We start from the raw sequence: 10,040 nt of genomic DNA, 5'->3' as shown, positions 1-10,040 counted from the left end.
CAAAGGTCGATGACCTGCTGCCTTGGAAATGGCCCGGGTAGCGCTCAGGCCGGACGCTTACTTCGAGGTCGGCAATGCAGCGGCTGATTGCCGATTGCGACAGACTCAGTGAATTTCCTGCCTTTCGGAAGCTGCCGTGCTCGGCAGCGGCTATGAAGTAACGTAGGTGGCGAAATTCAATAGCATCCGAAGATGTAACCAATTTTCTGGTCATGCTGCCCCGTCCGCCTTTGTCGGCAGGGCTACTGTCACCACGGGCGCGCGCTAGGCTTTGTCCTTTCGAGATCAACATTCTGCGCCCCTTATATACAGATGCATCCTGTTCCGGCGGACACAGCCAGCCCAATAGTTTTCAGATCTGCTGGCCGGCTATCGGCTCAACGAAAGACTGCGCTCGCCTGGCTGGGCGGTATTGGTTGCTTTGAAGCTGTCGGCAAAACCACCGCCGCTTCAAAGCCAGACGAGCTTCCCGGTCTCGGCGACTGCAAGGTGAGCTTTGACGAAATCCGGTCCGCAATGCTGGCGACGATGGCAAGGCCAAGCCCGCTGCCTTCCGTTCCGGTTGTCCCCCTCTCAAAACGGCGGGCCAGCCGGCCAAGTGCTTCTGTCGGCACAACAAGGCCGTCATTGGCGACGCGGAACGTGCCATCCTCACCGAGGCTTACCTCGATCGGCTCGTCAGATGCGCCGTGCCGCAGGGCGTTCTCGACCAGGTTGCGGCAGATGATGCCAAACGCATCGGGGTCGAGGTCGGACATTACCGGGTGCTCCGGCAGAGCGAGTGCGATCCGGTTCGGTGCGGTCCTCTCGATATCGTCCACGACCAGACGGGCGGTGATGCGAAGATCGGATAGGTGATCGAGCCGCAACCGCCCGCCCTCCGCCCGAGCCAGTTGCAGCAGCCGCTCGGCGATCCGGGCCAGCCGCTTCAGCGAGGCCTCGATCTCGGCGGCCCTGTGGCCGGCGCCGGTATCTTTCGTTTCCACCTGTATCCGCTGGGCCTGCGCGATTGCGCCTGCCAGCGGTGTTCGCAATTCATGCGCTGCGTTGGCGGCGAAGGTGCGTTCGGCCTCGAATGTGGACTTGAGCTGCGCCAGCAGCACATTGACCGCCAGCCCCACCGGGGTGACCTCGACGGGGAGATCGTTGCAGGCGACGGGGGCAAGGTCGCGCGGTGAACGCGCGGCCAGCCGGTCGCGGTAGCGGCGCAGCGGGGCCAGGCCCGAGCGGACGGTCAATACGATCGCCAGCAGCGCGGCCGGGATGAACACCAGCAGTGGCAGTCCCAGGCCCGCCCAGACATCGCGTGCCGCCGCCGCGCGATGGGCAAGCGGCTCGGCGACCGTGAGGCGGATCGTGCCTTGCAGGGCGTCCTCGCCATACAGGCGATGGGTTGCGGTCGTGTGAAAGCCCGGCCCATCCCATTCCGGGAAGATGGAGGGGTCGGCCTCATGCGATTGCAGAAGGATTCTCCCCATGTCATCCCGCACGATATAGGTGAGGAATTCGTCGTGGTCGCGCAGGTCGGCAAGGTGTTGCGTCACACCTTCCTCCTCACGTCCGACGATCTCGACAGCGGCCAGCGGCAACAGGCGCTGCGCCGCCTCCTGTAGTGACGAGTCGAAGATCCTGTCCATCTCGTGCCGCAGCATGACCGCCGTGGTGGCGGCGGCGGCGATCCACAGCAGCGTCAGAAGGATGCCCAGAGACACCCCCAACCGCATCTGAAGGCTGCGTGGCATCGTCATGGCGAACCCAGCCGGTAGCCCAATCCGCGCTCGGTCTCGATCACCTCGGCGCCCAGCTTCTTGCGCAGCCGGCTGACATGGACCTCGATGGTGTTGCTTTCCACCTCGGTATCGAAGGCATAAAGCTTTTCCTCAAGTTGTGCCTTGGACAGAAGCTGGCCGGGGCGCGTGAGGAACGCCTCGAACAGCGCCCATTCGCGCGCCGTCAGTTGCACCGGCCGGCCGTCGCGGCGGATGCTGCGCGAGGCAAGGTCGACGGCAAGCGCGCCGTGGACGATGATCGGGTTGGGATTGCCGCTATAGCGCCGCGCGACCGAGCCGATGCGCGCGGAAAGCTCGGCCAGATCGAAGGGCTTGACCAGATAGTCGTCGGCGCCGGCGTTCAAGCCTTCGATCCGGTCCGAGATCTGGTCCAGCGCGGTCAGGATGATCACCGGCGTCACGTCGCCGCCGGCGCGCAGCGACCGAAGGAAGGTGATGCCGCGTCCGTCGGGCAGCATGAGGTCCAGCAATACCAGATCATAGCCGGCGCCGGCCATCGCATCGCCGGCCGCATCCAGGCGCGTGACCCAGTCCACCGACTGGCCACCCGCGGCGATCTGGTCCCGCACGGCGGCGCCCAGAACGGTGTCGTCCTCGATCAGCAGGATTCGCATGATCTTCCTACTCATTTGCCTCTGGCCATTATGGCGATCCGGGCTGACGCAAAGCTGATGGCGGGACGCCCCAGGCTTCAGCATCCCGTCAGGTTCGCGACGCAGAATGTCATCCGATGGCCGTTATGCGGAGTGTGGTCCATGAAGAGATCGCTGACAATTCTGACCTTTCTCGCGGCCCTTCCGTGCGGGGCTGCACTTGCCGGCGACGACTGTGCCGTGCCGCTGGCAGACTGGCAGCCAAGAAGCGCGGTGGTGCGGCTCGCGGAAGAAAACGGATGGGTGGTGCGGCGCATCAAGATCGACGACGGCTGCTACGAGATAAAAGGCACGGACCGGGAAGGACGCCGCATCGAGGTGACGGTCGATCCCGGCACGCTTCAGGTAATCGAGGTCGAATACGAGGACGGAGGTGAACGGCACTTCCGTGAGGGCAGGGGACGCAAACATGATTGAGGCGAAAAGGGACGGCGGTATTTCGGACGTTGCCGATACCACGCGCATGGTGCGGGTCTGGGATCCGGTGGTGCGCAGCTTTCATTGGGGCCTGGTTGCCGCCTTTGCAGTGGCATGGCTCGCGGCTGACGAGGTGCGGCCGCTTCACGAGGCGGCCGGCTATGCGGTGGCGGCATTGCTTGTGCTCCGCCTGATCTGGGGTTTTGTCGGCAGTCACCATGCCCGCTTCGCGCAATTCATGCGTGGCCCTGCCGCAACGCTGGTCTATCTCGGAGACATGCTGCGCGGGCGGGAGCGGCGCCATCTCGGGCACAACCCGGCCGGCGCCGCGATGATCGTGGCACTTATGGTTACGCTTTCCGGCACCGCGCTAAGCGGCTGGCTGCTCGAACAGTCGATCGAGGAAGCCCGTGCCGTGAGGGTTGTGGGCGAGCATGGCGGCCGGGAAGTCAGGGGGGACAAGACCTTGAAGGAGGTGCATGAAACGCTGGCCAACCTGGCGTTGGTCCTCGTGGCCCTGCATGTCGGAGGTGTGGCGCTCACCTCATGGGGCCATCGGGAGAACCTGCCCCGTGCCATGGTCACGGGCCGAAAGCGCCCCCCTGGCGCAAATGACGTGACCTGAACATTACGCATTCCCACTGTTGTTGCGGCCCCGTCTGTCTGGCGGGGCCGGTTTGTTTTGCGCGACCGTTGCGGTTCGTCGGGGCAGGCTGACGGAAAGCTGACGCAGGTTTTCCGCGGCGATCAGGATCACGTCAGCCGCGCCCTCCAGATTGGTTTCATCAGGCAACCAAGGCTGAGGAGCATAGCCATGAAAACCATCCTGACCGCCACCGCATTCGCCCTCGCGATCCCCGCCGGGGCCGCGCTCGCCGACGAGAAATGCAACGTGCCGACCGAGAACATGCAGTCCTGGGAAGCCCTTATCCAAGTGACCGACGAATTCGGCTGGAGCATCTCGAAAATGGAACTTGATGATGGCTGCTACGAGCTGAACGTCATCGACCAGGGTGGCAACACCCTGAAGATGACCGTCGATCCCGGAACCCTCGAGGTGATCGACGGCAAGGTCAAGCGCTGGAGCGACGGCACCAAGCCCGCAAAGCGCAACTGATCGCCGCAAGGCTCCGCCCCGTCATCGCGGCGGAGCCTTTCCCACGCGGGCGTTCGCCGCGGCCATAGCCGGGAAAATGCCCCCGAGATGATCGGAAAGGACATTCGAACCATGAAGACTCTGTTGATTGCCATAACCGCTCTCGCGGTATTGCCCGCGGCGGGGGCGTTGGCGGGCGACGACTGCCATGTGCCGCGCGGCGCCTGGCAGCCGCGCGAGGCGGTGATGCAGGCCGCCGCCGGCCTCGGCTGGCATGTCGAGAAGATCGAGGCCGATGACGGCTGCTGGGAGGTCAAGGGCCGCGATGCCCAGGGCCGCCGCATCAAGGCCAAGCTGGATCCCGCGACGTTGCAGGTCGTCAAGCTGCGCCACCGGGACGGCGAGCAGGACCGCAAGCGGGATCGCGGCGGTGCAACCCCTGTCGCCCCCTCGGTCCCGCCCGCCAATCCGCTGTTCCAGAACGGCACCCCGCCCGTGGTGCGGGTGAACTGACATATCAGGCAGAAGAGAGCAGAGACATGAAATCCATCCTCGCAGCCCTTGCGCTGACTTCGGCCCTGGTGGCCCCCGGCCTCGCCATGGCCCGGCCGGTCACCCTCACCACCACGCTGAACACTTACGGCGGCGATGGTGCCTATCTGGTTCTCTACGTTACCGATGCGCAGGGGGCATATGCCGGAACCCTGTGGATGGCCGGCGGCAAGTCGAAATATTACGAACATCTCAGCGACTGGTATCGCGCCAGCGGCGGCGACCTGGCGCAGATCGACGGCATCACCGGCGCCAGTGTCGGCGCGGGCCGGTCGCTGGAAATCACCCTCGACCTTGCCGATGCGCTGTTCGATGCCGGCTACACGCTGCATGTCGATGCCGCCGTCGAGTACATGCGCGACAGTCCGAACGACATCGCCGTGCCGTTGACGGCGGCAGGAGCGGGGCAGCCCGTGCCCGGCCGCCGCTATGTCGCCAGCCTCCGCTACGACATGTGAGATGGCGCCATGATCCGCATGCTGCATCGCTGGCCGGGTCTGCTGGCCCTTGCTCTCGTCATGGTCCTCGCGATCAGCGGGGCGGCGCTCTCGGTCTTTCCCGTGGCCGAGCGGTTTTCCACGCCGCAGGCCGAGGCCGGCCTGACCGTTGCCGATCTCGCTGAACGCATCCGGACTGCCTATCCGGGGGTGGAGCAGATCCGGCGTGCGCCCTCGGGCCGGATTACTGCGTTCTGGTTCGACGACGGCACGCCCGGCGCGGCGGTGATCGACCCCGCGACCGGCAAGGGCATCGCCAGCGCCGATCCGAACCCGGTCGAACGCTGGCTGACCAGCCTTCACCGCTCGCTGTTTCTTGGCGATGCCGGCCGTATCGTCATGGCTGCCGGTGCGGCGGCCATGCTGGTCCTGTCGGTCTCTGGCGCGATGCTGGTCGCACGGCGCATGGGCGGCTGGCGGCGCTGGTTCGCCCCTTTGCGCGGGCCAGCATCGAGCCGCATCCATACCGGGATCGCCCGCGTGGCGGTCGCGGGGCTGATTCTGTCCTCGGCGACCGCACTGTGGATGGCCGCTTCGACCTTCGATCTTCTGCCGGATGGCACTGCACCGCCGGCCTTTCCGACCGAGGTCAGCGGCAGCACCGGGGTCTCCCTTGCTGCGATGGAGCCGCTCTCCGTGATTCCTGTCACTGAGTTGCGCGAACTGAGCTTTCCCTATCCGGGCGACGCCACGGACGCCTTCACCCTGAAGACGGATCGCGGCACCGGCTATCTTGATCAGGGGACGGGTGAGCTTCTGGCCTGGGCCGAGCTGACGATGTGGGAACGGATATCTGAAACTATCTACATCCTGCATACCGGACAGGGGGCCGCATCTCTCGGCCTCGTGCTGGGTGTGATGGCGCTCGGCGTGCCGGCAATGGGGGTGAGTGGTCTTGTGCTCTGGTTCGCGGGGCGGCGGTCAAGGCCGCGTCTCCGTGGCAATCATCCTGCAAAAGGCGCTGGGACCATCTTGCTGGTGGGCTCGGAGGGCGGCAGCACCTGGGGTTTCGCTGCGACGCTCCAACATGCGCTGACCGCAGCGGGCCAGCATGTTCATGTCGCGCCAATGTCCGGTTTCGAGCCGGCGCGCTATCCGCAGGCCGAACGGTTCGTCATTCTCGCCGCCACCTGGGGCGAGGGACAGGCTCCCGCCACGGCGAAGGGGTTCATCGAACGCCTCGCGGCGCTGGAATCCGTCCCTGAGGCCCCGCTTGCCGTGCTTGGTTTCGGCGATCGCAGCTTCCCCGCGTTCTGCGCGTTCGCCGATGAAGTCGCGCGGCTGGCTGCTGCCAAAGGTTGGGCGCAATTGATACCTTTCGATGCGGTCGATCGCCAGTCGCCGCAGGATTTCGCCCGCTGGGGCCGCGCCCTGGGGGCGGCGCTGGGGATCGAGCTTACGCTCGAACATGTGCCAACCCCGCCGGTGACGGAGCGGCTTGTCCTGGTCTCGCGCCGCGATTACGGGATAGACGTGCAGGCGCCAACCGCGATCCTGCGCTTTTCCCTGCCCGAGACGACGCTCCTGCAACGGCTCACAGGTCGGGGCGTTGGCCGGTTTCAGGCCGGTGATCTCCTCGGCGTCCTGCCCGAGGGTGCGGACCTCCCGCGCTTCTACTCGCTGGCGTCCGGATGGCGCGACGGCTTCGTCGAGATCGTGGTGCGCAAGCATCCCGGCGGCCTCTGCTCCGGGCAGCTTCTGGCACTGGAGCCCGATCAGGCGATCCACGCCTTCGTCCAGCACAATCCTGCTTTCCATAACGAAGGAGGAAAGCCGCCGCTGATCCTGATCGGCGCCGGCACGGGGATCGGCCCGCTTGCAGGGTTCATCCGGGGCAACAGTGGGAAGCGGCCGGTTCATCTCGTTTTCGGGATGCGCCACCCCGACAGCGATTTCCTCTATCGTGAGGATCTGGCCGCCTGGCAGGCCGATGGCCGTCTTGCCCAGTTGACCACCGCCATCTCGCGGGGAGCGAAGCCGCGCTATGTGCAGGACGTGCTGCGCGCTGAGAGCGTTGAACTGATCCGGCTGATCCGGGACGGGGCGCGCATCATGGTCTGCGGCGGGCGCGACATGGCGGCGGGCGTGGCCGAGGCGCTGACGGACATTCTCGCGCCGGTCGGCCTCACCCCGCTCACGCTGAAAACGGAGGGACGCTATGCCGAAGACGTCTACTGACCCGATCCGCCACGCGCTGAATGGCCCGACCATGGGGACACGCTGGTCGGCGCTTTTCCATGCCGATGCCGGGCTGGACCCCGCCCCGGTGCAGGCGGCCTTGCAGGCGGCCGTGGCGGAGGTCGATGCCGCCATGTCGACATGGAAACCCGACAGTGACCTGATGCGCCTGAACCGGACGTCCGAAAATGTCTGGGTGGCCGTTCCCGCTGGGTTGGCCGAAGTGCTCGATCTTGGGGTAAGGATCGGCGCTCTATCGGGCGGTGCTTTTGACATCGGCATGGGCGATGCGGTGCGGGCCTGGGGGTTTGGACCCGAGGCGGTCAGCGCCGGGGCCATCCGCGCGGTGATGGCTGCTGCGCGCTGGCCCGCGCATGAGGTGCTGGAGATCGACCGCGCGGCCGGGCTAGTCCGGAAACACACGCCGATCACGCTGGACCTGAACGGGATCGCCAAGGGGTTCGGCGTGGACAAGCTGGCAGGGACGTTGCAAGGCTTCGGCATCACGGCTTTCCTCGTCGGCATCGACGGCGAAATGCGTGCATCCGGACTACGGCCCGATAGCATGCCCTGGACGGTCGCCGTCGAGACGCCGGATCCCGAACGCCGCGCGCCCCGCTCCATCCTGACGCTGATGGATGCTGCCGTCGCCACGTCGGGCGACTACCGGCATCATGTGACCGTTCGGGGCCAGCGCCTGTCACACACCATGGACCCCGCGACAGGCGGCCCGCTGCGCTCGTCACCGGCCTCGGTTACGGTCGTCGCCGGAACCTGTGCGGAGGCCGATGCCTGGGCTAGCGCGCTGATGGTGCTGGGTCCGCAAGCTGGCGGCGAACTCGCCGCGCGTCTCGACCTCGATGCGCTGTTTCTGATGCGCGAGGCAGGCGGCATCCGGACCCATGCCGTCGGGGCGCTGTTCGACAGCCCGATGGTATCGGCGGCAGGCCGCGAGGGTCTGGTTCGTGCCTGAGGTCTGTCCATTCGTGCAATGGGTCTTTGCAGTTTTCGTCAATTCTCGTGCGAAAACGGACAGCCTATGTCTATCCCAAGCCCGGCGGCGTCTGTCGATGCCCGCTGCGGCCAGAACCACTTGGCAGATACAGGAGATCACTATGAGGACTGTAAAATCTTTCACCGCCGTCGCTGTTGCTCTCGCCCTTGCGCTGGGGTCAGCTGGCATTGCAGCCGCGCAATCCCATGATCATGACAGCCATGGCGCGGGGGCTATCGAGATCACGCTGAACGATGGCGCCAAATGGCAGGGCGATCAGAACATGATCACCGGCATGACCGCGATTCACGGAACCATGGCCGCGAACCTGGACGCGATCCACAACGGCACCCTGCCGGCCGATGCCGCGAATGGGGTCGCTGCCGATGTCCAGAAGCAGGTCGATTTCATGGTCGAGAACTGTGTGCTGGAACCCGAGGTGGACGAGCAGTTCCATATCGTCCTTGGTGAGGTGATGACCGGCATCTCGGCATTGGAGGCCGGCGAGGTCGAGACTGGCGCGGTGACGATCGTTCAGGCGTTGAACGCATATGGCGAGCATTTCGAGCATCCGGGCTGGCAGATGATCGACTGACGCCACGGGCGCAGGCATGGGCCGGCGCGGGCGTTACGCCTGCGCCGGCCTTGTCTTGCACGGGCAGCGCCCCTCCAGCAGGTCGGCATCGGCCGCCAGGGCCGTCGCCATGAAGTCCAGAAACAGGCGGATGCGCGCGGTTTGGCGCAGATCCTCGTGAATCAGCAACCACAGGTCCAGCATGAAATCCTCGGGCAGCGCGGCGGCGCGGATCAGGCTGGGGTCGCAATCGGCAATCACGCAAGGCAAGGCAGCAAGTCCGATCCCCGCCTTCGCACCGGCATGGGCGGCGATGATCGAGTTTGTCCGGTAAACCTGTCGCGCATCCGGCCACCAGCGGGTCAGATTGCGGCTGAGCGGGCCATGCGCAGACCCGTAGCCGATCCAGTCACCCTTGGCAGGATCGCCCGGCGGCCGGTCCGCCGCACCATAGGCGGCAAAGGCCAACCGCCCGACCCGCCGCCCGATCAGTGTTTCCTGTCCCGGATTGCCGATGCGCAGGGCCACGTCCGCCTCGCGCCGGGTCAGGTCCAGCACCGTATCCGCAACGATTACCTCGATCTCGATCTCGGACCATTCGGCGCGGAAGGCGGCGACATGGCGGGGCAGCACCCCCACCGCCAGCAGGTCGGTCGTGGTGATGCGGATCGTCCCAGTGGGCCGCTGGTCCTGTCCGGTAACCTTCAGCGCCAGCGCGGTGATTTCTTCCTCGATGCGGATGACGGAATCGCGCATCTCCTCGCCGGCCTGGGTCAGCGCGTAACCGCCGGGCAGCCGGTCGAACAGGCGCACCCCCAGCCGCGCCTCGAACGCGCCGATGCGGCGGAAGACGGTGGAATGGGTAACGCCAAGGCTGCGCGCCGCCCCCGAGAGCGACCCCGCCCGTGCCACGGCCAGAAACAACCGCAGATCGTCCCAATCCTGCGCCTGTGCATTCATGCAATGAATCTTTGCCTGAGTTGCCAATCCTGATCCTGAAAGGACAGCATATCTTGAGTTCACAAGCAATGACCGCCCACCGGGCGGCGACATGAAAGGAACCAGCCATGACCAAGACCATCCTGCGCAGCGACGAATTTTCCTGCCCCTCCTGCGTCACCAAAATCGAAAAGGCGCTGGCGGCAACTCCTGGCGTGACCGCCGCCAAGGTGCACTTCAACACCGGCCGCATCGAGGTCGAGCATGACCCCGCATCCGCCCCGGTCGAGGCCCTTGTCTCGGTGGTGAAATCCACCGGCTACGAGGCCCGCCCCGCCGCATTCTGACCC

13 protein-coding genes are annotated in these 10,040 nt (G+C 65.7%); 9 read left to right on the top strand and 4 right to left on the bottom strand.

The window, feature by feature from the left end:
* The 3 genes from ACFOMP_RS09795 to ACFOMP_RS09785 form a co-directional block, all read right to left on the bottom strand.
* Positions 1 to 292 (bottom strand): LysR family transcriptional regulator (locus tag ACFOMP_RS09795; RefSeq protein ID WP_379029923.1); only part of this gene is annotated, 292 nt, incomplete at its 3' end.
* An 85-nt stretch (positions 293 to 377) separates the two neighbouring features.
* A complete protein-coding gene (locus tag ACFOMP_RS09790; RefSeq protein WP_104494096.1) occupies positions 378 to 1,748 on the bottom strand; it encodes an ATP-binding protein in 1,371 nt (456 codons plus the stop codon).
* On the bottom strand, positions 1,745 to 2,404 hold the full coding sequence (locus ACFOMP_RS09785; protein WP_028710783.1) for a response regulator transcription factor: 660 nt from the start codon (positions 2,402 to 2,404) through the stop codon (positions 1,745 to 1,747). Before ACFOMP_RS09785 ends, ACFOMP_RS09790 begins: the two co-directional genes overlap by 4 nt.
* Positions 2,405 to 2,545: 141 nt before the next feature.
* Between ACFOMP_RS09785 and ACFOMP_RS09780 the strand changes: the two genes are divergently transcribed.
* From ACFOMP_RS09780 to ACFOMP_RS09745, 8 genes are all read left to right on the top strand, one after another.
* Positions 2,546 to 2,860 (top strand): PepSY domain-containing protein, encoded by a 315-nt coding sequence (locus tag ACFOMP_RS09780; RefSeq protein ID WP_104494098.1) that lies wholly within the window; start codon positions 2,546 to 2,548, stop codon positions 2,858 to 2,860.
* Positions 2,853 to 3,485, top strand: coding sequence for a cytochrome b/b6 domain-containing protein (locus ACFOMP_RS09775; protein WP_379029918.1), 633 nt, complete (start codon positions 2,853 to 2,855; stop codon positions 3,483 to 3,485). Before ACFOMP_RS09780 ends, ACFOMP_RS09775 begins: the two co-directional genes overlap by 8 nt.
* Positions 3,486 to 3,674: 189 nt before the next feature.
* The gene (locus ACFOMP_RS09770; protein ID WP_214273082.1) at positions 3,675 to 3,977 is read left to right on the top strand and encodes a PepSY domain-containing protein; all 303 of its coding nucleotides are present in this window, start codon (positions 3,675 to 3,677) and stop codon (positions 3,975 to 3,977) included.
* A 111-nt stretch (positions 3,978 to 4,088) separates the two neighbouring features.
* On the top strand, positions 4,089 to 4,469 hold the full coding sequence (locus ACFOMP_RS09765; protein ID WP_214273081.1) for a PepSY domain-containing protein: 381 nt from the start codon (positions 4,089 to 4,091) through the stop codon (positions 4,467 to 4,469).
* Positions 4,470 to 4,495: 26 nt separating this feature from the next.
* Positions 4,496 to 4,966 carry a DUF2271 domain-containing protein gene (locus ACFOMP_RS09760; protein ID WP_104494093.1) on the top strand — a complete coding sequence of 157 codons (471 nt, stop codon included), beginning with the start codon at positions 4,496 to 4,498 and terminating at the stop codon, positions 4,964 to 4,966.
* A 9-nt stretch (positions 4,967 to 4,975) separates the two neighbouring features.
* On the top strand, positions 4,976 to 7,183 hold the full coding sequence (locus ACFOMP_RS09755) for a PepSY domain-containing protein (RefSeq protein WP_104494092.1): 2,208 nt from the start codon (positions 4,976 to 4,978) through the stop codon (positions 7,181 to 7,183).
* Positions 7,164 to 8,156, top strand: coding sequence for an FAD:protein FMN transferase (locus ACFOMP_RS09750; protein ID WP_028714026.1), 993 nt, complete (start codon positions 7,164 to 7,166; stop codon positions 8,154 to 8,156). The genes ACFOMP_RS09755 and ACFOMP_RS09750 overlap by 20 nt, the downstream gene beginning before the upstream one ends.
* A gap of 142 nt (positions 8,157 to 8,298) precedes the next feature.
* Positions 8,299 to 8,772, top strand: coding sequence for a hypothetical protein (locus ACFOMP_RS09745; RefSeq protein ID WP_028714025.1), 474 nt, complete (start codon positions 8,299 to 8,301; stop codon positions 8,770 to 8,772).
* Positions 8,773 to 8,805: 33 nt separating this feature from the next.
* Here the strand turns inward: ACFOMP_RS09745 and ACFOMP_RS09740 are convergent, their stop codons facing one another.
* Positions 8,806 to 9,711 carry a LysR family transcriptional regulator gene (locus ACFOMP_RS09740; protein WP_028714024.1) on the bottom strand — a complete coding sequence of 302 codons (906 nt, stop codon included), beginning with the start codon at positions 9,709 to 9,711 and terminating at the stop codon, positions 8,806 to 8,808.
* 107 nt (positions 9,712 to 9,818) lie between these two features.
* Here ACFOMP_RS09740 and ACFOMP_RS09735 point away from each other — a divergent pair, with 107 nt between their 5' ends.
* Positions 9,819 to 10,037: a heavy-metal-associated domain-containing protein gene (locus tag ACFOMP_RS09735; protein WP_028714023.1), complete on the top strand. Its 219-nt coding sequence runs from the start codon at positions 9,819 to 9,821 to the stop codon at positions 10,035 to 10,037.
* Positions 10,038 to 10,040 lie beyond the last annotated feature (3 nt).

Origin of the sequence: Paracoccus simplex, from assembly GCF_042648325.1 — a bacterium.
Taxonomy (GTDB): Bacteria; Pseudomonadota; Alphaproteobacteria; order Rhodobacterales; family Rhodobacteraceae; genus Paracoccus; species Paracoccus simplex.
The sequence above is the reverse complement of the archived record's forward strand: the minus strand, read 5'-3'. Positions and strand labels throughout refer to the sequence as shown.

What these genes read in the sequence shown, in the direction of transcription:
- ACFOMP_RS09790 (WP_104494096.1), bottom strand. Translation starts at nt 1,748, where the DNA reads ATGACGATGCCACGCAGCCTTCAGATGCGGTTGGGGGTGTCTCTGGGC.
- ACFOMP_RS09740 (WP_028714024.1), bottom strand. Translation starts at nt 9,711, where the DNA reads ATGAATGCACAGGCGCAGGATTGGGACGATCTGCGGTTGTTTCTGGCC.
- ACFOMP_RS09755 (WP_104494092.1), top strand. Translation starts at nt 4,976, where the DNA reads ATGATCCGCATGCTGCATCGCTGGCCGGGTCTGCTGGCCCTTGCTCTC.
- ACFOMP_RS09785 (WP_028710783.1), bottom strand. Translation starts at nt 2,404, where the DNA reads ATGCGAATCCTGCTGATCGAGGACGACACCGTTCTGGGCGCCGCCGTG.
- ACFOMP_RS09775 (WP_379029918.1), top strand. Translation starts at nt 2,853, where the DNA reads ATGATTGAGGCGAAAAGGGACGGCGGTATTTCGGACGTTGCCGATACC.
- ACFOMP_RS09765 (WP_214273081.1), top strand. Translation starts at nt 4,089, where the DNA reads ATGAAGACTCTGTTGATTGCCATAACCGCTCTCGCGGTATTGCCCGCG.
- ACFOMP_RS09760 (WP_104494093.1), top strand. Translation starts at nt 4,496, where the DNA reads ATGAAATCCATCCTCGCAGCCCTTGCGCTGACTTCGGCCCTGGTGGCC.
- ACFOMP_RS09780 (WP_104494098.1), top strand. Translation starts at nt 2,546, where the DNA reads ATGAAGAGATCGCTGACAATTCTGACCTTTCTCGCGGCCCTTCCGTGC.
- ACFOMP_RS09745 (WP_028714025.1), top strand. Translation starts at nt 8,299, where the DNA reads ATGAGGACTGTAAAATCTTTCACCGCCGTCGCTGTTGCTCTCGCCCTT.
- ACFOMP_RS09770 (WP_214273082.1), top strand. Translation starts at nt 3,675, where the DNA reads ATGAAAACCATCCTGACCGCCACCGCATTCGCCCTCGCGATCCCCGCC.
- ACFOMP_RS09750 (WP_028714026.1), top strand. Translation starts at nt 7,164, where the DNA reads ATGCCGAAGACGTCTACTGACCCGATCCGCCACGCGCTGAATGGCCCG.
- ACFOMP_RS09735 (WP_028714023.1), top strand. Translation starts at nt 9,819, where the DNA reads ATGACCAAGACCATCCTGCGCAGCGACGAATTTTCCTGCCCCTCCTGC.